The sequence below is a fragment of the Vreelandella lionensis genome (assembly GCF_002087295.1).
In the GTDB taxonomy this organism is placed as follows: Bacteria; Pseudomonadota; Gammaproteobacteria; order Pseudomonadales; family Halomonadaceae; genus Vreelandella; species Vreelandella lionensis.
Genome location: NZ_MWVI01000046.1, coordinates 1 through 22,996, shown reverse-complemented (window position 1 = coordinate 22,996; position 22,996 = coordinate 1). Strand labels below are relative to the sequence as shown.

The following is a 22,996-nucleotide window of genomic DNA, read 5'->3' as shown; positions in this document are numbered from 1 at the left end:
GCGCCGGCTTCACGGATTCAGGTAATAATCAAAAATAAAATATTTTTGATCTGAATTCGAGGCAACTATTACAACCCCACTCTTCCATATAGCTCAAATATTTTATTTATGCTAAAAATTCGGCTCTAGAGCAAAGCAACAAAACCGGCTGAATACACACCACTATCGGATATAAAATAAACTCTATTTATTTATCGTCATTACATCTCTTCGTGGCTCTGTAAGAATAGACTCACCTTGCTTACTCCTAAACACTGGCACATCAGGTATAAATTTCGCATGTGCCAATTTCAAATATTGCTTAGCACTTTCACTATCGGCTTCATAAGACAATCTACTATTTACAAACGAGAGCTTAGCTCTAGCATCATTAATTATATCAGCCCAACTTTTTGCCCATACAGTTATATTTAACTCATCATCTTCAAAAATTACACCAGGCGGCTTTCCGCGTTGCTTAGCACGCCTCTTAGCAAAATCATCGAGCTCGTTTGATACAGCGACAAAATTCCATCTAACTTTGACACCATGGAATCTTTCATCATTTGCAACAGCTATCGCATATTTTTCGATCTGTGTCAGAACATCAGAATTTATTTTCTGGCTTGGACGTTTCAGCTCTACCACTAGATAATCATACTCATCCGATCTCGGTTGCACCGCTCTATGCAACATAAGATCAAGACGACCAGTAGAGCCTTCACCAAGATCAACTATATCAGGGTTATCCTCACGAATTCCGAGCTTATCTAAGTGCTTTTTCAGCACTTCCTCCAGCCTCTCCTCACTGGCTGCCAAAGCAAACTCCTCATGGAAAACCCATGCTTCATCTTCAAGTATTTTGTGTAATTGATCTCGCTCCAGAAGCTTACGCTTGCTTTCTTTGTCAAACAACAACGTTTCTAGACCATTAAGAAAATCTAGGCGATTCGCAACAATTTTAGCTGAGCTTATTATCGATGACAGGCTCGTTTTCTTTAAAAGCTCAGCAAGATCATTCTGGGCTTCTCGCTTTAAACCTAACACTTCTTCAAATAACTTGTACAGACCCAGGATTTTGACGCAAAGCTTGCGCAAGAAGCCTGAAAGTAAATTTTTTTGATTTAATATCTGATTTATCGAAAGATGGCAAATAGCTTTGAACATTTACTGCAACAATATCGAAAACTTGCCGCTCAATGGATTCAATCGAGCCAATATCCTCCTTATCTTCATATGGATAGATTTTCTGCTTTTTCCAATCTTCGACTATAGCGCTCTGCTGCTCGGCAATACGACGCCTAAAATGTGACTTTAAGCATATAATAGCAGATTCAACTACTCTTGTTACGCCTTCATCCATAAAGGCAACTGCAAGCAAGCCACTTTTATCAAGTTTTTTAAAGTAATCAGATTTCACATAGGCTGTAAAGTTGTATCCGGGCGCTCTTACTTTTTGACCAATAGGCATTTCATGAAGTGAAACGCCATTACTGTCACACAAATGAATAGTGCGCTCTGTTGGCGTCTTCCACTCAACAATTACAACTGTAGAACTAATTATCGATCCATCACTTAAAACGATATCATTTAGTGAGTATTCTCGCCTATCTAACTGAGCATCTTTAGCATCAATATTTTGACCGTCGTATTCAATTCGTACACCAGGGTACTCGGTCAGGTATGCCGAAAATATTTTGGCTATCTCATGAGGAGCGTCATCTCCCTGGAGAGATCGAAAATTCCGGAGTGGGTTTGTTATAGTTACGGTCGTTCCAGATACCGCACCTGGTCCACACTCAGCAGGGTCAGTTACGTTGAAGTCATCAAGTGCATTTGCATCACCTCTTATGCTAAACGAGTAAAGTTTTCCATCTTTCTCATATACTGTGCTCCACTCTACACGGAAGCCCAATGCAAATGCTTTAAAACGACCGCGGCCGTTTTTTCCATGTAGCGCGCGGCCTTTGTATTTTTCTGTTTCTTTTTTCCAAGAGTCCCCAAGGTTACCAAATAGAGCTTCTACCTGGACATGATCTATACCATCACCATAATCACGGATAATAATGGCTTCGATCCCATCCATGTCATCGCGTTTTAAATTGATAGTAACCCGATCAGACCCTGCATCAAGCCCATTCCAGATAAGCTCAGCAAGGGCAGGCAATGGCCGCGAAGAAGCAGTTATTGACTCAATAAAATCACGTTTCGCAACAACCTTAATCTTTGCCATCACCCCCTCCTTTGCCTTATAGTAAATACCTTGATTTTTCTACACTAACAGTGGCTAATGGCATCGTCGATAGATATTCCCTGCCACCTCCAATATCTAGATAGAACCTTCTCCCCCCTAATGAATAAGTATTCTGGGAACGAGCCAACAAGCATCCGCTAATGGTCGAAAGCTAATACTCAAGCCAAGCATAAATACACGTATTCGTAGGCTCAGGCACCATCATTAAGCTTTTGTAGCTAAACAAGGACCATCTTTGCAACCCTTTGGCGCAAGAAAGTGGATGCGCACAAGCTCACACTCACTTTAATTATTATTAGCATTATTGCTCACATAGCCCGGTTAGAACAACCCAACCACTCGCTATTTTAGTCCTTCTTGCGCCATGTCTTTTGGAATATCTCGGCACTATTAGGCTTTGTCAAAAATGCACTTTTTCGCTACCGGTCAGCCAGTGGCGAGGCTTAGGCAGCGTAAAGAGTAGCGCTTAGGCCTTAGCTATCCAGCTCAAGCCAGTGATAAAATCAATTATTTTCAAACACTTAGATGAATTCTCGCAGCAAGAAAGGAAATTGAGGCCAACGCTAACAACATCACGCAAGCGCCAAATAAAAACAGCCACGCACAAAAAATCACCCAAAATGCCATATGGCAGCGGGCGATAGAATCATCAAATGGGGAAGGTGTTACGCTAGATGGCTCCCTGAGCAGGGCTCGAACCTGCGACCCAATGATTAACAGTCATTTGCTCTACCAACTGAGCTATCAGGGAACAACAGAAAAAAACTTTAGCAGAACAGCAGCTTGGCTCCTCGAGCAGGGCTCGAACCTGCGACCCAATGATTAACAGTCATTTGCTCTACCAACTGAGCTATCGAGGAACTGCTCAAACACGGTGCGTAGTATACTGATTGAAACGCTCGGGTCAAGTATCGATTACGGGGGAATGCCTAGCCCCTGGTTTCTTGTATCCGTATAATGCACGCATTCAACGGCCGCACCAATCGCTGCCCAACCGTTATTTCATTCATCCCTCGTCTCCCCGACGACCCATAGATGACAGGTACCGATGGCGAAGAAGCTCTTCATCAAAACGCACGGCTGCCAAATGAACGAGTACGACTCCTCGCGTATGGCGGACCTACTCGGCGAATCTCACCAGCTGGAGCTCACCGATAACGAGAAGGAAGCAGATGTGATTCTGCTGAACACCTGCTCGATTCGTGAAAAAGCTCAGGATAAGGTCTACCACCAGTTAGGCCGCTGGAAAAAGCTCAAAGACGCCAATCCGGATCTTGTGATTGGCGTAGGCGGCTGCGTGGCCAGCCAAGAAGGTGAAGCGCTGCGTAAACGCGCTCCTTTCGTAGATATGATTTTTGGCCCGCAAACCCTGCATCGGGTGCCGAAGATGCTCGACGCCCGCGCCAATAATCAAATTGCGGCGGTGGATGTCACCTTCCCCGAAATCGAGAAGTTCGACCACCTGCCGCAGCCTAAATCCGATGGTGCCACGGCGTTTGTGTCGATCATGGAAGGCTGCTCGAAGTACTGCACCTTCTGCGTGGTGCCTTACACTCGCGGTGAAGAAGTCTCCCGCCCGTTTGAAGCGGTGATGGATGAAGTCATGCACTTAGCCGACCAGGGCGTGCGTGAAATCAACCTGCTGGGCCAGAACGTGAACGCCTACCGTGGCGACAACGAAGACGGCGACGAGATTGACCTTGCCGAGCTGATCGCCTGCATCGCGGCGGTGGATGGCATCGACCGTATTCGCTTCACCACCTCTCACCCGGTGGAGTTTACGGATAGCTTAGTAGACGCCTATGCGGATATTCCTGAGCTGGTAAGCCACCTGCACCTGCCGGTACAGTCTGGCTCTGACCGTATTCTGAGCGCCATGAAGCGCGGCCACACGGCGGAAGAGTACATCGAGAAGATGGAGCGTATCCGCGCTAATCGCCCGGATATCAGTTTCTCCTCTGACTTTATTGTCGGCTTCCCCGGTGAAACAGAAGAGGATTTCGAAGCCACGATGGACCTGATCCACCGTATCGGTTTCGATCACTCGTTCAGCTTTGTTTACTCGGCGCGCCCCGGCACCCCAGCTTCCGGCTTGCCAGACGACACCCCTGAAAGCGTGAAGAAGCAGCGCTTGGCTATTCTGCAGGAGCGCATCCTTCAGCAGGCCGCTCAGATTAGCCGCCGCATGGTGGGCACTACTCAGCGCATTCTGGTTACCGGGTTTTCTCCGAAAGACCCCGGCCAGCTTTCTGGGCGTACCGAGAACAACCGCGTGGTGAACTTCCGCGCTGCCAATCCTACCGAGTTAATCGGCTACTTTGTCGATGTAGAGATCACCGAAGCGCTGCCCAATTCGCTGCGCGCTGAACTCGCCTCTGCCGAGCGTTATTGATCGCTTGCTTATCGTAGGTAATTGCCCCGGCATCGCCGGGGCAGTAAGCTGAGCCTCACATACATCAACTGACGGGTTTCTTACTCTTGAGCCAGCCATCACCTCAGGCCAATCGCATTATCACCCTAAGCCTTGAACCCAATGACCCGCAGCGTCTCGCTAGCCTCTGCGGCCAACAGGACGAGCATCTAAAGCTGATTGAGAGCCGCCTGGATGTGACGTTACGCAACCGTGGCAACGTATTTCAGCTGGCCGGTGCCGCTAACCGTATTAAAGCGGCGGCTAACGTGCTGGAACACCTTTACCGTGAAACCGCCGCCGACGAGCTATCGGCGGATACCGTGCATCTGTTCCTCCAAGAATCCGGGCTTGAAGCCCTGGAAGAGGAAGACGATGGTGAAGGCGGTAGCGATGAAGTCATCATGCGCACGCCGCGCACTATGATTAAGCCACGCGGGCTGAATCAGCAGCGCTACGTGCAGAGCATTCGCGAGCACGATATCAACTTCGGCATTGGGCCAGCGGGTACCGGTAAAACCTACCTGGCCGTGGCCGCTGCGGTAGAAGCGCTCAATCAGCAAGAAGTGCGCCGCATTCTGCTGGTGCGCCCAGCGGTAGAAGCCGGTGAGAAACTCGGCTTCTTGCCGGGCGACCTTGCTCAAAAAATCGACCCCTACCTGCGCCCGCTGTACGACGCGCTGTATGAAATGATCGGTTTTGAGCAGGTGGCGAAGCTGATCGAGCGTCAGGTGATCGAGATTGCTCCGCTGGCCTATATGCGTGGCCGTACGCTGAACAACTCCTACATCATTCTGGATGAGAGCCAGAACACCACGCCGGAGCAGATGAAAATGTTCCTGACGCGGATTGGTTTTGGTTCCACCGCCGTGATTACCGGGGATATTACCCAGGTCGACTTACCGCGCGGGCAGCGTTCAGGCCTCTCGCAAGTGCTCGACGTGCTCAAAGATACGCCAGGAATCGGCGTGACCCACTTTGCCGCGAAAGATGTGTGCGCCACCCGCTGGTTCAGCGCATCATTGAGGCTTACGACGAGTTTGAATCCGAGAAGGAAGTTCAAGAGCGCGCCCGCCGCGAAGCACGCCAGCAAGAGCGTGAAGCGCGTATGCAGGCGTTAGAGCGAAATAGCGAACGTTCGGGAGAAGCCTAACGATGAGCGACATCATAATCGACCGGCAAGCGGCGATTGATGAGCCACTGCTACCCTCGCTTGAACAGCTCACCCATTGGGTGGGCTGTGTCTTTTCTCGCCACCCGGATGATGACCGCCTAGAGCTCACCATTCGTTTTGTGGATGAAGAAGAGAGCCAGGCGCTTAACCGTGACTACCGGGAAAAAGATAAGCCCACCAACGTGCTCTCTTTCCCGTTTGAAAACCCACCCGGCATTACCCTGCCGCTGCTGGGCGACCTGATTATTTGCCATGCCGTAGTCGCCCGTGAAGCCGAAGAGCAGCAGAAGCCGCTGGCCCACCACTATGCCCACATGGTCGTACACGGCACCCTGCACCTGATGGGGTACGACCATATCGAAGAGCAGGAAGCCGAAGAGATGGAGCAGCTAGAACGCGAGCTGCTGGCCACCCTTAATATTCCTGATCCTTATCACGTGTAAGCTGCTACCTTGAGCCAAACGTACGTTTAGGGTGGTGTCTGCTGCCACTCAGTGATAAAACGGTCACTTGAAGCGTGGTCACCCATTCGTGACCGCTTCTCCGTACAATATTTTCCGAACTACCTTTTCCGTAACATTCTGTCCGTAACTGAGAGAGATTTGACGCAATGAGCGAAGACCGATCGAGCAACCCTAATCAAAAATCATGGCTCGAGAAACTCTTTGGCGCCCTTTCCGGAGACAATGACGAACCCAGCTCGCGAGACGAGCTGATGACGTTTTTACGCCACACCGCAGGGAAACTGAAGCTGGATCAAGACGCCATCATGATTATTGAGGGCGCGCTTGAGATCAGCGATCAGCAAGTGCGTGAAATCTTGATCCCACGCTCTCAGGTATCGGCGATTACCCTTGACCAAACCCGGGATGACTACCTACCGTTGATCCAAGAGACTGGCCATTCACGCTACCCGGTGGTGGGCGAAAACCTAGACGACGTAAAAGGCATCCTGCTGGTCAAAGACCTGCTGCCGCTGCTGTCGCAATCGCAAGAGAGCCGCGATGCGTTCAAGCTGGAAGACGTGCTGCGCCCTGCCATGTTTATTCCTGAGTCAAAGCGTTTGAACACGCTGCTCAAAGAGTTCCGCGAAACCCATAACCATATGGCGATCGTGGTGGATGAGTATGGCGGCACGGCGGGCATCATCACCATTGAAGATATTCTTGAGCAGATTGTCGGGGATATCGAAGATGAGCACGATACCGATGAAGAGGACGATATCCGCACGCTGGAGAACGGCCACTTCGCGATTCGCGCCCTCACCCCGATTGAAGACTTCAACGAACGCTTTGGCACCGAGTTCTCTGATGACGAATTCGATACGGTGGGCGGCCTTGTGATGCAGCAGTTTGGTCATCTGCCAGGCCGAGGCGAGCACACCAGCTTAGGCGGCTGGCGGTTTGTGATTCTAAATGCCGACAACCGCCGGATACGCCTACTTGAGGCCTATCGCGACAGCGAAGCCGACGACGACGAAAGCCAAGACGACTAGCCTGTCGCCCCCACACTGCCTACACCACCCTGCTGATAGGATATCGCCATGGGGTTTACACCCACGTTGACGCTACAGCTGCTAGCCGCTTTAGTGGCTGGCGGCTTTACAACGCTTACCGCCTCCCCGTTTGAACTATGGTGGCTTGGCCCCGTGGCCATCGGCCTGCTGTATGCAGGTTTGCACACTTTAAGCCCTGCCCAGGCGGCCTTAAAAGGCTGGCTGTATGGCGTGGCGCTGTTTGAGAGCGGCACCTCATGGGTTTACGTATCGATTCACGACTACGGCTACACCGGTGTGCCGCTCGCGGTCTTTTTAACCGCGCTGTTTGTGAGCGTCCTGGCGCTGTTCTTCGCAGGCACGTTTTGGCTCTACCGGCGCTTTATCGGCCCCCGCTGGTCACTTCTCACTTTTGCAGGTACCTGGGTGCTGGGTGAAGTGCTGCGCACTTACTTGTTTACCGGCTTCCCCTGGCTGTTGGTGGGGTCCAGCTACGTGGATTCTCCGCTGGCCAGCTGGGCACCCGCTGGAGGTGTGTACTTACTCTCGCTGCTGGTGGTGCTGACCGGCACTCTGGGGGCGGAACTGCTGCGCCGCCAGTGGTGGGCGGCGCTACCGCTGGCCGCTATCTGGCTGGCCCCTTTCGTACTGCCAAGCCAGTGGACAACGCCGGTAAGCGAACCCACTCGCGTCGCGCTTCTGCAGGGCAACCTGCCCCAGCTGTTAAAATGGACGCCTGAAGGCCAGCGCACCGCTGCGAATACTTACAGCGACTTAACCCGCGAAGTGGCGGATGAAGCGGATCTGATCTTATGGCCTGAAACCGCGCTACCCATGATTGATAGCCAAGCGCGCCCGGTGCTTGAGCGCGTGCAGGCCAACCTGCCGCCAGAAGCCGCCCTGCTGACCGGCATCGTTCAGCAGGATGAAAACAACCGCTACTTCAACAGCGTGATTGGCGTAGGCAACGTGGAAGGCAGCTACCAAAAAGAGCACTTGGTTCCGTTTGGGGAGTACCTGCCGCTAGAGAGCGTGCTGCGGGGCGCGATCGACTTCTTCAACCTGCCGATGTCCAGCTTTAGCAAAGGTGCGTCGGAGCAGGTGCCTATGCAGGCAGCAGGCGTCGCGATTGGTAACGCTATTTGCTACGAAATTATTTACCCACAGCTCGTGGCACAGCGGGCAGCCGATACGGTGTGATCGTGACGGTTTCCAACGATACTTGGTTTGGTGCCTCCATTGGCCCGCACCAGCACCTGCAAATGGCCCGCCTGCGCGCTCTGGAAAATGGCCGCTACGTGGTTCGCGTTACCGGCAACGGCATCACCGCCATTATTAACCCCCGTGGCGAACTGGTAGACCGCGCTCCGCAGTTTGAAACTACCTATCTCACTGGCGAGTTCTACGCTATGGAAGGGCTAACCCCCTTCAACCGCATGGGCAGCCTGCCAATCTGGCTACTCGCCGGGCTGTTCCTGCTGCCGGGGTTTGTGCGTCGGCGTTGATGCCAATAGCACCTCGGCCATGAAAAAGCCCCCTGCCACATTCGTGGCAGGGGGCTTCGTTTTAGGCGGCTTCTTAAAAAGCCGTCTGCTGAGTGCCGGTTAGGTGCTGCTGGGGATTTCCCCTAGCACCTCGGGAATCGTCATCCGCACATAGCGGCCCGGCGCGGGTTCGATCACTGTTAGCTCCCCTTCCCCAGGCTGGCGGGCAGGTACCATTTTCTTCGGGTCTGTATCCACGTAGCCGTTGTCCGTCATCCACGCTTGCCAATGGGGCCACCAGGAGCCTTCGTTAAACGTGGCGCCTTCCATCCACTCCTCGTGGGTCTCGGGCAGCGTGTCGTTGGTCCAGTAGCCGTACTTGTTTTTATGGGGCGGGTTCACGATACCGGCAATATGCCCAGAGCCGCCCAGCACGAAGGTTACCGGGCCTTTGGGCAGCAGCGCACCGTAGTAAGTGCTGTTCCACTTGGCGATATGATCTTCTTTAGTGGAGACAAAGTAACTAGGTGTTGAGACTTTGCGCAGGTCGATTTTGACCCCGTCTAGCTCGATTCCACCGGGCTCTACCAAGCGGTTTTCCAGATACATATGGCGCAGGTACCAAGCGTGGGTGCCTGCCGTCAGATTGGTGCCATCAGTATTCCAGTAGAGCAAATCGAAGGCGGCGGGAATCTCGCCCTTCAGGTAGTTATTGATATAGAACGACCAGAACAGATCTTGTTCCCGCAGCAGGTTGAAGGTGTAGGCCATGGAGCGGCCATCCAGATAGCCCTTCATCTGCATGGTTTGCTCAATACCCTGCACCACGCGCTCGTTCAGGAACACGCCGATATCGCCCGGATCGCGGAAGTCCTGCAGCGTGGCCATGTAAGTGACCGACTTCACCTTGCGGCCACGGCGCGTGCTGGTGAGATACGCCACGGTGGAGGCGGTCAGCGTGCCGCCTACGCAGTAGCTCAGCAGGTTGACCGACTTCTCGCCGCAGGCTTGCTCAATCGCTTCCATCGCGCTGATGGGGCCCATCTGCATATAGTCGGCCCAGGTAATATCGCTCTGCTCGGGGCCAGGGTTACGCCAGGAGATCAGAAATACCGTGTGGCCTTGATCCACCAACCACTTCACCAGCGAGTTATCTTGCCGCAGGTCTAGGATGTAGTACTTATTGATCCAGGGCGGCACAATCAGCAGCGGCGTTTTAAAGGTGTTTTCGGTGGTTGGCGTGTACTGAATCAGCTGAATCAGCTCGTTTTCATACACCACAGAGCCAGGCGTTACGGCAATGTTCTCGCCCACGCCAAAGGCGCTGCGGTCGGTCATGCGTACGTTGATGCCTTCCGCTGAGTTGGCTAAATCTTCCCGCAGCCGAGTGAGGCCATCGACGAGATTCTGCCCCTTGGTTTTCAGGGGGCGGCGCATCACTTCCGGGTTGGTGGAGACGAAGTTGGTAGGCGACATCGCATTCACCAACTGGCGCGCGTAGAACGTTAAGTTGCGCTTGAGGGTAGGGTCTACATCCAGATCGTTAATCAGCTCTTCGACCATCTGCGAAAACAGCAAATACTGCTGCATGATCGCCATGTAGTAGGGGTCTGTGGACCAGGCCTCATCTTTAAAGCGGCGGTCGTTCTTGGGCGGCGTTACCAGGGGTGCCACCTGCTCACCGGCCATGGCGCGTACGCCCTGCTGCCACAGCAACCACTGGTCTTGCATCAAGCGCGACTGGGTTTGCCACAGCAAATTCGGGTTACTCATCAGCGAACGTGCAGCGGCTTCAAAGCTTTCGCGCATGTCGCTATAAACGGAGTCAGCGGCTTCGCTGGGCGCCATACGTGACAGCAGGTCCTCTAGCAGACCTTTGTACTGTTTACCTACGTCGTCAAGCTGTGCCTTCCATGCCTCCATATCTTGCTGGGACAACGGTTGAGACGGCATTTTCCACCCTGACTGCATACGACTTTCCCCCTCACCAACTGGGCAATGGTTGCCCTGGCAACACGCTTAAGAACGCTGTAAAAGAACGCGGCGCCTCAAGAGGCGCCGCGGACTCTACTGACGATTAGCTTTTACGAGACGACTGGCTTGAGGCCTTCGCGGGCTGTTCACCCTTGGCGGTAGCGCTCGCTTGTTCGCTCATTTTTTGTCCGGCTTCGCTAAACAGCTTTTCCCTTTCAGATTTGAACTGGAGGCTCATCTCGCTCATCACCCGCGCGTCTTCCTGCATCTGCTGAGAAAGCTCGTTCATCATTTCCTCTTGCTTGGTACCGAAATCGCGCAGGCTCTCGGCATCATTAATTTCTGTCGCGCTGCGGATGCGCTCGGTGCCCATCTGGCTGTAGCGTTTCATCGCTTCCAGCTGGTACTGGGTCATTTTTTCCATGTTATTGAGCATCAGCGAGTTCATCTTGCGCATCGGCTCAAACATCTGGCGAGTTTGGGCGTTAAAGGCGCCCATCATTTTGTCTTGCATTGTGGTTGCTCCTGTCTCTCATTCCTTGGCATGAGCCTGGAGTGGCTCATCACATCGCAAATTGCTGCACTGCAAAAAGAGTAATGCTTAGCATGCTGCTTTGCAACAAGGAGCTTCCTACGGCCCCTCTGCATACCCTACAGCCGCCTATGACTCAGCCTCACAGTGCCACGTATTTGATAGCGCCTTTATCGCCTACTCTTTGGCGCGAGAGCGAGAAGAAGCCGTGGCTTTCGCCTTGGTACTTTTCTCGTTTGCCGCTGACGATGGTTCGCTATCTTGGGTGCCGTTACTGGCACCACCCGTATGGGCACTACCGGCCTGACGTAGCATATCCAGCATCATTTGCTGATAGGTGCCAAAGTTAGCAAGCCCCTGTGAAAGCCCCTGCTGCATCATGGGTTGCTGCAGGAAAGGGCGCATTAAGCTCATGGGGTCATAACCTTCTACCCCCGATTCCATCTGCCGCTGAATATTATCCAGCAGGCTCTGCTGAAAGGCCTCCACATCGGGCAACCCCAGCGACTGCCGAAACTCATCCGGCGTCAGGTCAAACTCAACGTTAATTTTCATAGGCGACTCCTTAACCGTCTTCCTTGAGTGTAGCAGCGAACCACTCAGCACACCTTGGCGTTATCGCTGACTTAATCGCGGTGTATCAACGCTAACATCAGCGTTTTGGCCCCGGTGGCGCAACCAGTGATCAAGCAGCGTGATCGCCATCATGGCTTCCGCAATCGGCGTTGCCCGAATACCGACACAAGGGTCGTGACGCCCTTTGGTAATCACTTCGACTGGTTCACCATGAACATCAATGGAGCGGCCCGGCGTGGTAATGCTGGAGGTTGGCTTCGGGGCCAACCGAGCCACAATGGGCTGCCCGCTGGAAATACCGCCCAGCACGCCGCCCGCGTGGTTGGAGAGAAAGCCTTCCGGCGTCATCTCGTCGCGGTGTTCGCTGCCGCGCTGGGCAATGCAGCCAAAGCCCGCGCCAATCTCGATTCCTTTTACCGCGTTAATGCTCATCAAACCGTGCGCTAGGTCAGCATCCAGGCGGTCGAAGACTGGCTCGCCCAAGCCTACGGGCACGCCATCGGCAATCACGGTAATTTCCGCGCCCACGGAGTCTTGGTCCCGTCGCAGTTGATCCATGTAGCTTTCCAGCTCGGCTACTTTATCGGGGTCGGGGCAGAAGAAGGCGTTCTGATCGACAGCCTCCCAGGTTTTGAAGTCGATCTTGATCGGGCCAAGCTGGCTCATATAGCCACGGATTTGAATGCCCTGTGCCGCCAGCACCTTTTTAGCAATGGCACCCGCCGCTACGCGCATGGCGGTTTCACGGGCGCTGGAGCGGCCGCCACCCCGGTAGTCCCGGTGGCCATACTTGTGGTGGTAGGTGTAGTCCGCGTGGGCGGGGCGGAACTGGTCTTTGATCTTGGAGTAATCTTTCGAGCGCTGGTCAGTGTTCTCGATCAGCAGGCCAATCGAGGTGCCGGTGGTTTTACCTTCAAACACGCCGGAAAGAATGCGCACCTGATCCGGCTCTTTGCGCTGGGTGGTGTGGCGCGAGCTGCCGGGGCGGCGGCGGTCTAAATCGCCCTGCAAATCCTCTTCGCTAATCGCAATGCCCGGAGGGCAACCATCCACAATGGCCCCTAATGCGGGGCCGTGGCTTTCGCCAAAAGTGGTGACGGTAAATAGTTTGCCAAACGTATTGCCAGACATGGGCGTTAATTCCTCACGCAAAAGACGCCGCATGGGCGTCGAGTTCAGCGGCGCTCAGGGCAAACACGCCCTGGCCGCCACGCTCGAATTCAAGCCAGATAAAGGGCACCTCGGGGAAGGCGGCCTCCACATGGCGGTCAGAGTTGCCAACTTCAACAATCAGCCAGCCCTCTGAAGTTAGGTGCTCGCGGGCCTCGCGCAGAATACGCCGCACGATATCAAGACCGTCGCTGCCCGCTCCCAGCGCCAGCGAGGGCTCGTGGCGGAACTCGGCGGGCATGGTGGCCAGGTCCCGCTCATCCACATAGGGAGGGTTGGAAACGATCAGGTCGAAGCGCTGGCCTTCCAGACCGTTGAACACGTCCGATTCCACGGCGCGCACGCGATCGCCGACATCGTGGCGAGTGATGTTCTGCCGTGCCACGGCCAAGGCATCCTGGCTGATATCCGCCAGGGCCACTTCGCAGGTCGGCAGCACCAGCGCCGTGGCGATGCCAATGCAACCGGAGCCGGTGCATAAATCCAGCACGCGGGCGGGTGGCTCTTCTGGGAACCAGGCCGCAAAGCCATCTTCGATCAGCTCGGCAATCGGCGAGCGGGGAATCAGCACGCGCTCATCCACGTTAAACGGGTAGCCTGCAAAGAAGGCCTCTCCCAGCAGGTAAGGCAGCGGGCGGCGCGTGGTGACGCGCTCGCGGGCGAGGCGAATAATCCGCTCGCGCTCAACTGGCAGCAGCCGCGCATCCAGCACGGGGGGGTCGGCGTTCCAAGGCAGGTGCAGCGCGCCTAAGCAGAGCGCGACCGCCTCATCCCAGGGTGACTGCGTGCCGTGCCCATAGTGCAACCCCGCCAGATAGAACTCGCTGGATACCCAGCGCAAATAGTCCCGCAGTGTGTAAAGATCGCTTATCAGCGCCGTATCAGGCAGTGATAGCGTTGAGGGGGAGGACTCATCAGAGAGATGCGTGGTCACAAGGGCTCCTGGCGTCAAAAGTTCGTTAGGGGATTGTACCTTTGCCGCCGCCCGGTTCACAGCAGCGCCAAGCTCGCTATACTGTCTCGCCTTAGCATTTTCTATCCACCGCCCCTTTTTCACCACTACTTAGTTGATTCGAGCCGACCATGACGCGACACCTGCCCAACGATGACGATATCAGTGCCTTTCGCCAAGCGCTGCAGGCGGCAGGCGTACGCCGTATTGCCACGAACCAAGCCGACCCCGGTAAGCCCAAACGCCAGTCAGACGCCAGCGAAGCGCGCCGCCGAGCGGCGGTAGAGAGCAATACACTGCAAACCAGCGGGCGCACCTCCGATGGCCGTGTAGAAGCCGTGCGGCCGTCAGAGTACCTGGAGTTCAGCGTGCCCGATCTGCCCTGGCGCACGTTTAGCCAGCTCAAGCGTGGCCAAACGGTGTGGCAGGCGGGGTTGGATCTGCACGGCTATACCCTGGAAGAAGCGCGGCTGGAACTAGAGAGCTTCCTGCGCGATGCCGCCGGCCACGGGCTGCGCTGCGTGCTGGTGGTACATGGCAAGGCGTGGGGCACCACGTCTGATTTCCCGGTATTGAAAAGCCACACCAACGCGTGGCTGCGCGAGTGGCCCGGCGTGCTGGCGTTCTGCTCCGCCACTGATATCGATGGCGGCACCGGGGCGGTGTATATTCTGCTGCGCAAACGCGGCCAGTAATTCATGTTGTTTATTTAGTAGCGTCAGAGGCAATGCTAGGCATGCGCCGCTCCAAGGCTTCATCGGCCAAATGGCGGCCTAAGCGGATGAGCTCCTTCGCCCGGTGAAACTCGTAGGTGCTGCATACCGTTTTAGGAATTTCGATCAGCACATCCGGTGGGTAGCCGGCTACCTTATATTTCGCCAGCGCTGCCTGGGTAATATCAAACGATTCCAGAATCATATCCAGCTTGCCCCACTCGCGCTTGCCGCGCAGGTCTACTGTTTCATCGTCGTCGCTCTCTTCACTGCTGCCGCCTAGGCCACCCCATAGCCGCCGCGTGGTCCCGCGCACCTCCTCCATCCAGCCGCCAATATTGGCGTCGCGGTCCCGCTCCAGGGCGGTGCGGCTGTCGCTACTCTCTTCTTGTGGCAGCAGCTCCTCTAGCGTGACCGGCTGCGGGCTGTGAGCGGTGACGTTCACCGCCACCACGAAATCCGCCTCATGGGCAGCCAACACTGGCATCATTGGCAGCGGGTTGAGTAACCCGCCATCCACCAGTACCTGTTCGCCAATGTGCACGGGGGTAATCACCCCTGGCACCGCAATCGAGGCGCGAATGGCGCGTAGCAGCGGGCCGTTTTGAAACCATACTTCCCGCTGGCGCACGAGGTCGGTGGCCACGGTGGTCACTGGAATGGGCAGGTCTTCAATCAGCCGGTCGCCCACTAGCTCCTCCAGCTTGCTCATCACTTTGTTGGCACGCATCGCCCCCATGGGGCTCCAGGTCACATCGACCAGCTTGAGCACGTCCAAGTAATCAAGGTTACACACCCACTCCCGGTCCTCCGGCAGCTTGCCCGAGGCGAAATCCCGCCGATCAGCGCCCCCATGGAGCATCCGGCAATCGAAATAATCTCGAAACCACGCGCCTCCAGCGCTTCAACCACCAAATATGCGCATACCCCCTAGCACCGCCGCTACCGAGCACCAGCGCTACTTTATTGCCACCGCCCAGCGTCCTCCCCGTTAATTGGCTGACCACGTTCTGCCCCTCCATTGTGGCATGGCGTCTCATACGCACGCGCTTTTCTTTTGATGCAACGTTAACTGGTCGTGCATCCTTCTAAGCAAATCACCTCGGCCACACGCTCAACGGCCTGTGGTTCCAAATGCAGATGGTGGCCACCTGCCAGCACGTGCCGGGTGAGTCGCGGCACCGCCTGCCTTGCCTGGGCTGCCCAGGCGCGCTCGCCCAAAATCCCTTGCTCTCCTTCTATTAATAGCACGGGGGCTTGGATCTCAGCCAAAACGGCCAGCACCTGCTGCGGTGTAAAGCGCACCAGCGAGGGCTTGAGCAGGCGGCTATCGGTACGCATTTGTACTTTGCCATCGGCGGTGGCCTGGGGATTACGCTCCACTAACGGGGTAGCAGTGAGGCTATCCCGCGGCGTGACACCACCTGCGACGCGGGCCGCCACGGCACTCTCAATATCTAGGTAGCGGGGCGCGCGGGAAGGCGGCCGCCGGTGGGCGATAATGCCTTTGCGTAGCTGGCTTGCCGTCTCTTCAGCGGGTGTATTCAACGCGCCTAAACCATCTATCAAAATTAAGCGGGCTACTTTTTCAGGCAGCGCTGCGGCCAGCAGGCAGGAAACCGCTGCCCCCATCGAGTGCGCCAGCAGCGTGGTCTGCTCAAGGCCTACCGCCTCCATGGCATCCAGCACATCATGGGTGTAATCCCATAGCGCGTAGTCGTTGCCAGCAGGGGCATGGGCTGAGAGCCCGTGGCCACGCAAATCGATCGCCACGATGCGAATATCCAGCGCGTTCACCAACTGCGGGGCTAAGCGTGAAAAGCTGGCGGCGTTATCCAGCCAGCCATGCAGCGCTAGCCATGTGGGCGCGTCACTACGCCCCCAGCTCAGCGCCGCTAGCCGCCCATCAGACAAGGAAAGCGGCTGAGGGGTCGTGCCCGCTCGGGAAGAGTCATTCATAAATGGGTATCTCACAGCGAAAATCCGGCGCGTCAGATGACGCTCTTAGGCGCAAACGTTACCATGCTCAGCGCAGCGCTTGTGCTGCTTTTACGCGGCCATGGGCCACAACGCGTTTCTTATTCTGATTGGAGAGATTGCCATGAAACCTCGCCGCGATACCCGCGCCCGCAACCTTGTGTTCTTTATTACTGTCGTGAGCGCCCTAGTCGTGGGGCTATGGTTAGCCCGCTGAGGGCAGCGCTTGCAATTTCTCCCCCATGAATAAATACTGTTTAAATATACTGTACATAAACACACTATTTATTCATGAGGATGCCGACGATGCCGTCTCAACCCATCCATCTTGCAACAACCGTGGTTGCGACAGCCTTGCCGTTAACTTCTCAGCCGCTGCCTTTTCCTCTGCTCACAGGCCGTGCAGGCTTTAGCGGCTTTCCCTCTCCTGCCCAAGATTACGAGCCGCGCACTCTCGCCCTCAATGCGCGGCTGATCAAGCACCCTACCCAAACGTTTTACCTCGCCGCGACAGGGGACAGCATGGAGGGTTGGGGCATCTTTGACGGTGATTTACTGGTCGTCGACCGCAGCGTCACGCCGCGCCTAGGGCATATTTTGGTCGCCATGCTGGATGAAGAAGTGCTAATCAAACGCTATGCGCTGCATCGCGGCACGCCGCACCTCTGCTCGGCCCATCCCCACTATCCGCCGCTGCCCCTGGAAGGTACCGACTGCCAGCTATGGGGCGTGGTGCGCGCGGTGATTCACGAGTATCTGCCGTGATCGGGCTGGTGGATGCCAATAATTTTTACGTCTCCTGTGAGCGGGTGTTCAATCCGGCGTTGGAAGGCAAACCCGTTGGCGTGATGTCGAATAACGACGGCTGCGTTATTGCCCGTTCAGCAGAGATGAAAGCCATGGAGATCGCCATGGGCACGCCCGCATACCAGTTAGAGGGGCTACGCCGCCGCGGGGTAATCCACCTGCTCTCTTCTAACTACGAGCTGTACGGCGATATGTCAGCGAGGCTTGCCCAGCTGCTGCGCGATGCGTGCCCCGAAGTGGCCCCCTACTCGATTGATGAGATGTTTATTTATCTGGATGGTCTCAGTGATACCCAGTGCCAAGCGCTGGGCACAGCACTGCGCCGCCGCATTCGTCGCTATTTGGGGCTTCCGGTGTGTATCGGGCTGGCCCCTACGCATACGCTGGCGAAGCTCGCCAATCACCTAGCCAAAAAACAGCCTCACTACGCAGGAGTGTGTTTACTCCACGGTGAAAGCGCTACCACCCAGGCAGTGCTGAAACAGCTGCCGGTAAGCGATGTGTGGGGAGTGGGCAGGCGCCTTGCAGAACGATTAGCGGTCAGCGGCATTCGCACCGCCTGGGATTTGCGGGAGCACGACCCCAAACGGCTACGCAAACGCTTCTCGGTGGTTCTAGCCCGCACCGCCTTAGAGCTGCGCGGTACGCCCTGCCTAGAGTTGAATGCCGTTGAGCAGCCTCGCCAACGCATCATGACCTCACGCTCGTTTGGTAAAACCACCGGCGTGAAAGAGGAGCTTCACGCGGCGCTGCGCCGCCACGCCCAGCGCAGTGCCGAAAAACTGCGCCAGCAAGGCAGCCTTGCCCGCGCCGTCCTACTGTTTTTAAACACCAACCGCCACCGCAAGGACCAGCCCCAGCTGTCGCCTAGCGCGATGATTCCGCTTGAAGCGCCCACCGACGATACTCGCGTCATTCTGGAAGCCGTTCGCGAAGGGCTCGACCAGATGTATCGCCCTGGCTTTCAGTTTATGAAGGCAGGCGTGATGCTGCTGGACTTGGTGGATGCACAGCAGTATCAGCTCTCTCTGCTACAGCCAACCACCAAGGCGCACCCTCACTTGATGAAGGCGGTAGACGAGATTAATCAGAAGATGGGGCAAGGCACGCTGCGCTTTGGGATGACTGACGCCGACGCGCCTTGGCAGCTGCGCTGTGAGCACCGCTCAAGACGCTACACCACCTGTTGGGATGAGTTAATGGAGGCAGGCACTCACCCTGGCGCGATTGCCGCCGCCAGGGTGAAGCGTGAACAGCAGCGCTTAGCGGGCGGAAAGCGCTTGGCGAAGGCGCGGGTTAATGGCTTCCCCCCCCACCGCCACTAGGACCAGCAGCGCTAGCAGCACCGGCCAGTGGGCAGCAAAAGAGACTTGGTACAGGCCAAGGGCATCGACAAAAATCACCAAAATACCCAGCGGACTCACGTAGCGCACCATGGCTAGCCACAGCGTATAGGGAAGCGGCGCCAGCCCCAGCTCGTCGCGGAAGGTTTCGCTTTTCAGCACAAAACCGGCCAGTAGTACCATGCCCAGGCCACCCAGCGGCATCATCCAACGGGAGGTGAGGTAATCCAGCCAATCAAAGAAGTTCTTGCCTGCCAGCGTCCAATCAGCGCCCAGGTTGAACGACAGCATCGCCAGCGTGCTGATCAGCCACAGCACAATACCGGTGGCCCACGAGGCGGATTTACGGCTCATGCCTTTGTTATCGCACAACCAAGAGACCGTCGCTTCCACCATGGAAATTGAGGAGGTTAGTGCGGCCATGGAGAGCATTAAGAAGAACAGCGCTCCGAACAGCGTGCCCAGCGGCATCGCCTGGAAACGCTAACGGCAGGCTCATAAACAGTAACCCTGGGCCTTCACCAGGGTCCATGCCGTTGGCAAAAATCACCGGAAAAATTGCTAACCCTGCCATCAGCGCCACCACGGTATCCGCCACGGCCACGCTCAGCGTCGTGCGGCCAATGGAGGCACCTTTAGGCAGGTAGCTGCCGTAAGTCAGGATGGCACCCGATGCCAATGAGAGCGTAAAGAAAGCGTGGCCCAAGGCCGCCAGCATCCCTTCACTAGAGAGGCTGCCCGCCTTAAAGGAGAACAGGAAATCAACCGCGTCGCCGAAACCGCCGGAAAACATGCCGAATCCAATCAACAACATCAGCATGAGCACCAGCCCCGGCATCATCCAGCTAACGCTTTTCTCGATGCCTTCCTGAACGCCTTTGCCGACAATGATCATGGTCAGCAGCGTGACCAGGGTACTCCAGCCACCCAGCGTGATGGGGTTAGCGTTATTGGCACCAAACACGGCCGCCATCTCGTCCACACTGGTGCCCGCCAAGCCGCCGGTGAGCATTTTCCATAAATAGGAGAAGGACCAGCCGGCCACCACGACGTAAAACGATAGAACCATAAAGCCACACAGCATGGCCATCCAGCCAATCAGCGACCACATAGAGGAGCGGCCAGACTCATTCACTACACGGCAAATAGCATCAATGGGGCTACCACGCCCCCGGCGACCAAACGCAATTTCGGTCATCATTACCGGTACGCCCACCGCTAAGATGCACGCTAAATAGACCAGTACGAAGGCACCACCGCCATACTCCCCAGTGATATAAGGGAATTTCCAGATATTGCCTAGCCCCACCGCCGAGCCGGTGGCTGCCAACATAAAGCCCCAGCGGCCTAGCCACTGAATGCGAGGTTGCCCAGAAGACGCCATGACCTTCCACCCTGTCAGAAAAAAGCGCCTATCCTAGTGGATTTTGCTGCGAAAGCCCACGTATCACGGCGTGGCATAGCTTGCTTTTGCCTCGGCATCTAGCCGCTGGGCGGTTTGATCCACTCTGCGCAACCACGCCAACAGCAGCGCCCCGGCCCCTACAAAGCCACCAGCCAGCCATAGGCCCACATAATAATGACCAGAGGCTTCCGCGAGCATGCCGGTGAGCGCAGGGGCCACAATCTGCGCTGCGCCGTAGGCCAACGTCATTTGTCCCATCAAGCGGGCGGGGCTGGCGGGGTACAGCCTACCCGCCATGGTCAGCACTAAACTGACGCAGCCCAGGAACGTGCCGCCGTAGAGCACTGCGCTAATCAACACGCCCGGTAACGTTGGGCTGATCGCAGGCAGCACAATGCCTACTACCTGCACCAGCATGGCCACAATCAGCGCGCCTAAGTAACCAATCCGCCGCGCGATTAAATCCCACAGCATCACGGCGGGTGCTGCGGCCAGCCCCACCAACGCAAAGGCCCAGTTCCCGGCCCCAGCCAGCAGCGGTTCGCGCTCCACAATCGGACCAAAAACGTTGCGCTGATCACATAGCCATAGCCCGCACAAAAGTAGGCAGGCAGCATAAGACGCATAAAGGTGCGGCTAGGCGGCGTTGCAGGTGCTTGATGACTGGCAGCGCTGCCTACCACCGGTTTCACCGGGCGCGGTAACCAGCACCAGGCAGGCACCAGCAGCACCGCCCCCAACGCGCTAAAGCCCCACCACTGCGCTTGCCAGTTCATTGCCAGCGCCAGCATCAGTTCTACCGCTAAAGCCGCCACCACAATGCCAATGCCAACGCCTGCAAAGTGGATGCCCAGTTCGCCCCGCTGACGGTGTTGAATCAGCCAGTGCAAAATCAGCCCTGACGCCAACAGCATCGAGCCACTGCTGGAGAGCCCCGCCAAAAAGCGCAGCCCCGCCCATACCCAAAAGTGTTCGGTCAGCGCCATACCGGCGGTGGTTAATACGGCCAGCACTAAGCCAATGCGAAACAGCGTGTCTTTGAGATAAATCGTGCGAATAGAGGCCGCCAGCACCGCTCCTACCATATAGCCTGCGTAGTTCAACGCCGCTAGCCAGCCGCCATCGGCGTCGCTAATCCAGCTCTGCTGCTGCATCACCGGCAGTAGCGGCGTATCGGCAAACCGCGCAATGCCGATACATAAAATTTGGCGAAATACCCCCGCCAACAGCACTTTAAAGCGCTGGGCCTGAACGCTTGCAGTAGGCATGGACACTCCCTCGTCGTCACTATTTTTGTTGTGGTAGTGTGGCTTCAATGGATAGCCAGCTATCTTCCATCATACGCGGAAACCAGCGCCGTACTATCGGCTAAACGTGGCATGTGGAAGCAGCGCATTAGTGCTCGGAATCTGGCAGACTAACTCTCACGTTTCACCACCGTCATAAGCGAGTAAGCACGATGAGCGATACTGCAAAACCCTGGACGCAACCGATGCCCGACGCGCAGTTCAAACTGATGCGCGATATTTTGGCGGCCCCCAGCCCTGTTGGCCTGGAAGGCGCGATGACCTACGGCGTGCTGAAGCCCTACTTCGAGAGCTTCGCTCCCAGCGACTGGCATTTGCACCAGTTTAAAGGCAATGCGGGCGTGGTGCTGGATACCCACCCAGGCCGCGATGATATGTTCAAGCTGATGATCATCGGCCATGCGGACAAAATCCGCATGCAGGTTCGCTCGATTGGTGAAGATGGCAAGATTTGGATTAACACCGACTCCTTCCTGCCCGGCGTATTGATCGGCCATGAAGTCACGCTGTTCAGCGAAGACCCGGAAGCCCCCGGCAGCTACCGCAGCATTGAAGGCGGCACGGTGGAAGCGCTTGGTGCTATCCACTTTTCTGACCCCGCCCAGCGCGATGGCAGCAAAGGCATTAAGAAAGAGCAGATCTATCTCGACCTGCAGATTCACGGCGAGAACAAGAAGCAGCAGGTGCTGAACCTGGGCGTGCGCGCGGGCGATTCGATTATCTTCAACCGCCCCATTCGCCCTGGCTTTAGCCCGAACACCTTCTACGGCGCGTATCTGGATAACGGCCTGGGATGCTTTGGGACGGCGGAAGTCGCGCGCTTGATCGCCGAAGCGGGCGGTACCGAAAACGTGCGGGTGATGTTTGCCATTGCCAGCTACGAAGAGATTGGCCGCTTCGGCAGCCGCGTGCTGGCCGGTGAACTCAAGCCCGATGCGCTGATTGGCGTGGATGTAAATCACGACTACGTCGCCGCCCCTGGCATTGGCGACAAGCGCATGCAATCGCTGGAGATGGGCAAAGGCTTTACGCTGTCGGTGGGTTCTATTGCCAGCGAGCAGCTCAACCGCATCATCGCCAGCGCCGCGAAAACGCAGGACATCCCCATGCAGCGAGACATTGTGGGTGTAGATACCGGCACCGACGGCATGGCGGGCGTGCTGGCCTCCATTGATAGCGCAGCAACCTCCATGGGTTTCCCGATCCCCAACATGCACACCATTTCGGAAACCGGCAATACTCAGGACGTGCTGGCCGCTATTTATGCGCTGCACCACACCATTCAAGCGCTGGATGCCCTGCCGGATCTCAAACGGGAGTTCTTGGATAACCATCCCTCGTTTAGACCAAGCCAGCCCGCTTGCCCACCAAGGCAGCGCCAAGCCCGAAAGCGACGAAGAAGCCTCCGCTTAAACGGATCAAGTAGGAAGGGGAGTCGCCTCCC

Annotated in this window: 14 protein-coding genes, 2 tRNA genes and 6 pseudogenes; 9 read left to right on the top strand and 13 right to left on the bottom strand. The window is 56.1% G+C overall.

The genetic code is table 11. The features are described from left to right. Nucleotides 1-183: 183 nt before the first annotated feature. The 4 genes from B4967_RS18230 to B4967_RS05510 all read right to left on the bottom strand — a co-directional run bounded on the left by B4967_RS18230 (nt 184) and on the right by B4967_RS05510 (nt 3,093). Nucleotides 184-1,026 carry a PDDEXK family nuclease gene (locus tag B4967_RS18230; RefSeq protein WP_207953583.1) on the bottom strand — a complete coding sequence of 281 codons (843 nt, stop codon included), beginning with the start codon at nt 1,024-1,026 and terminating at the stop codon, nt 184-186. A gap of 4 nt (nt 1,027-1,030) precedes the next feature. Then, nucleotides 1,031-2,212, bottom strand: coding sequence for an ATP-binding protein (locus B4967_RS18225; RefSeq protein ID WP_207953582.1), 1,182 nt, complete (start codon nt 2,210-2,212; stop codon nt 1,031-1,033). 696 nt (nt 2,213-2,908) lie between these two features. After that, nucleotides 2,909-2,984 (bottom strand) — tRNA-Asn (locus B4967_RS05515). Nucleotides 2,985-3,017: 33 nt separating this feature from the next. Next, nucleotides 3,018-3,093: transfer RNA gene (locus tag B4967_RS05510), tRNA-Asn, on the bottom strand. A 188-nt stretch (nt 3,094-3,281) separates the two neighbouring features. On the opposite strand from B4967_RS05510, the gene miaB reads away from it, so the two are divergent. From miaB to lnt, 5 genes and pseudogenes are all read left to right on the top strand, one after another. Beyond that, the gene (gene miaB, locus B4967_RS05505) at nt 3,282-4,625 is read left to right on the top strand and encodes a tRNA (N6-isopentenyl adenosine(37)-C2)-methylthiotransferase MiaB (RefSeq protein ID WP_083024099.1); all 1,344 of its coding nucleotides are present in this window, start codon (nt 3,282-3,284) and stop codon (nt 4,623-4,625) included. An 86-nt stretch (nt 4,626-4,711) separates the two neighbouring features. After that, nucleotides 4,712-5,796 (top strand): annotated as a pseudogene (locus B4967_RS05500) (PhoH family protein). A gap of 2 nt (nt 5,797-5,798) precedes the next feature. Beyond that, complete coding sequence (gene ybeY, locus B4967_RS05495) at nt 5,799-6,260, top strand: rRNA maturation RNase YbeY (RefSeq protein WP_062359162.1); 462 nt, start codon at nt 5,799-5,801, stop codon at nt 6,258-6,260. A gap of 167 nt (nt 6,261-6,427) precedes the next feature. Continuing rightward, nucleotides 6,428-7,312: an HlyC/CorC family transporter gene (locus B4967_RS05490; RefSeq protein WP_083024097.1), complete on the top strand. Its 885-nt coding sequence runs from the start codon at nt 6,428-6,430 to the stop codon at nt 7,310-7,312. 48 nt (nt 7,313-7,360) lie between these two features. Beyond that, nucleotides 7,361-8,817 (top strand): annotated as a pseudogene (gene lnt, locus B4967_RS05485) (apolipoprotein N-acyltransferase). Between the two features lie 99 nt (nt 8,818-8,916). Here the strand turns inward: lnt and phaC are convergent. The 5 genes from phaC to prmB form a co-directional block, all read right to left on the bottom strand. Continuing rightward, nucleotides 8,917-10,767 carry a class I poly(R)-hydroxyalkanoic acid synthase gene (gene phaC, locus B4967_RS05480; RefSeq protein ID WP_083024095.1) on the bottom strand — a complete coding sequence of 617 codons (1,851 nt, stop codon included), beginning with the start codon at nt 10,765-10,767 and terminating at the stop codon, nt 8,917-8,919. A gap of 106 nt (nt 10,768-10,873) precedes the next feature. Then, nucleotides 10,874-11,284, bottom strand: coding sequence for a phasin family protein (locus B4967_RS05475; RefSeq protein WP_083024093.1), 411 nt, complete (start codon nt 11,282-11,284; stop codon nt 10,874-10,876). 195 nt (nt 11,285-11,479) lie between these two features. Continuing rightward, nucleotides 11,480-11,857 carry a hypothetical protein gene (locus B4967_RS05470; RefSeq protein WP_083024091.1) on the bottom strand — a complete coding sequence of 126 codons (378 nt, stop codon included), beginning with the start codon at nt 11,855-11,857 and terminating at the stop codon, nt 11,480-11,482. A 60-nt stretch (nt 11,858-11,917) separates the two neighbouring features. Continuing rightward, a complete protein-coding gene (aroC, locus tag B4967_RS05465) occupies nt 11,918-13,009 on the bottom strand; it encodes a chorismate synthase (protein WP_083024089.1) in 1,092 nt (363 codons plus the stop codon). Nucleotides 13,010-13,022: 13 nt separating this feature from the next. Then, complete coding sequence (gene prmB / locus B4967_RS05460) at nt 13,023-13,982, bottom strand: 50S ribosomal protein L3 N(5)-glutamine methyltransferase (RefSeq protein WP_083024087.1); 960 nt, start codon at nt 13,980-13,982, stop codon at nt 13,023-13,025. A 149-nt stretch (nt 13,983-14,131) separates the two neighbouring features. Here prmB and B4967_RS05455 point away from each other — a divergent pair, with 149 nt between their 5' ends. Beyond that, a complete protein-coding gene (locus tag B4967_RS05455) occupies nt 14,132-14,695 on the top strand; it encodes a Smr/MutS family protein (protein WP_083024085.1) in 564 nt (187 codons plus the stop codon). A 10-nt stretch (nt 14,696-14,705) separates the two neighbouring features. Here the strand turns inward: B4967_RS05455 and B4967_RS05450 are convergent. Further along, a pseudogene (locus B4967_RS05450) lies at nt 14,706-15,735 on the bottom strand (patatin-like phospholipase family protein). A 46-nt stretch (nt 15,736-15,781) separates the two neighbouring features. After that, on the bottom strand, nt 15,782-16,672 hold the full coding sequence (locus B4967_RS05445; protein WP_083024083.1) for an alpha/beta fold hydrolase: 891 nt from the start codon (nt 16,670-16,672) through the stop codon (nt 15,782-15,784). A 324-nt stretch (nt 16,673-16,996) separates the two neighbouring features. Between B4967_RS05445 and B4967_RS05440 the strand changes: the two genes are divergently transcribed. Then, nucleotides 16,997-17,455, top strand: coding sequence for a LexA family protein (locus B4967_RS05440; protein ID WP_083024081.1), 459 nt, complete (start codon nt 16,997-16,999; stop codon nt 17,453-17,455). Continuing rightward, entirely contained in the window at nt 17,452-18,822 is a 1,371-nt protein-coding gene (locus tag B4967_RS05435) for a Y-family DNA polymerase (protein WP_083024079.1), read from the top strand. The genes B4967_RS05440 and B4967_RS05435 overlap by 4 nt, the downstream gene beginning before the upstream one ends. Here the strand turns inward: B4967_RS05435 and B4967_RS05430 are convergent. Then, nucleotides 18,760-20,224: pseudogene (locus B4967_RS05430) on the bottom strand (sodium-dependent transporter). The gene B4967_RS05435 and the pseudogene B4967_RS05430 sit on opposite strands and share 63 nt — an antisense overlap. Nucleotides 20,225-20,287: 63 nt before the next feature. Further along, a pseudogene (locus B4967_RS05425) lies at nt 20,288-21,513 on the bottom strand (YbfB/YjiJ family MFS transporter). A gap of 191 nt (nt 21,514-21,704) precedes the next feature. On the opposite strand from B4967_RS05425, the pseudogene B4967_RS05420 reads away from it, so the two are divergent. Continuing rightward, a pseudogene (locus tag B4967_RS05420) lies at nt 21,705-22,965 on the top strand (M20/M25/M40 family metallo-hydrolase). Nucleotides 22,966-22,996: the final 31 nt, after the last annotated feature.

What these genes read in the sequence shown, in the direction of transcription:
- B4967_RS18225 (WP_207953582.1), bottom strand. Translation starts at nt 2,212, where the DNA reads ATGGCAAAGATTAAGGTTGTTGCGAAACGTGATTTTATTGAGTCAATA.
- miaB (WP_083024099.1), top strand. Translation starts at nt 3,282, where the DNA reads ATGGCGAAGAAGCTCTTCATCAAAACGCACGGCTGCCAAATGAACGAG.
- ybeY (WP_062359162.1), top strand. Translation starts at nt 5,799, where the DNA reads ATGAGCGACATCATAATCGACCGGCAAGCGGCGATTGATGAGCCACTG.
- B4967_RS05490 (WP_083024097.1), top strand. Translation starts at nt 6,428, where the DNA reads ATGAGCGAAGACCGATCGAGCAACCCTAATCAAAAATCATGGCTCGAG.
- phaC (WP_083024095.1), bottom strand. Translation starts at nt 10,767, where the DNA reads ATGCAGTCAGGGTGGAAAATGCCGTCTCAACCGTTGTCCCAGCAAGAT.
- B4967_RS05475 (WP_083024093.1), bottom strand. Translation starts at nt 11,284, where the DNA reads ATGCAAGACAAAATGATGGGCGCCTTTAACGCCCAAACTCGCCAGATG.
- B4967_RS05470 (WP_083024091.1), bottom strand. Translation starts at nt 11,857, where the DNA reads ATGAAAATTAACGTTGAGTTTGACCTGACGCCGGATGAGTTTCGGCAG.
- aroC (WP_083024089.1), bottom strand. Translation starts at nt 13,009, where the DNA reads ATGTCTGGCAATACGTTTGGCAAACTATTTACCGTCACCACTTTTGGC.
- B4967_RS05455 (WP_083024085.1), top strand. Translation starts at nt 14,132, where the DNA reads ATGACGCGACACCTGCCCAACGATGACGATATCAGTGCCTTTCGCCAA.
- B4967_RS05445 (WP_083024083.1), bottom strand. Translation starts at nt 16,672, where the DNA reads ATGAATGACTCTTCCCGAGCGGGCACGACCCCTCAGCCGCTTTCCTTG.
- B4967_RS05440 (WP_083024081.1), top strand. Translation starts at nt 16,997, where the DNA reads ATGCCGTCTCAACCCATCCATCTTGCAACAACCGTGGTTGCGACAGCC.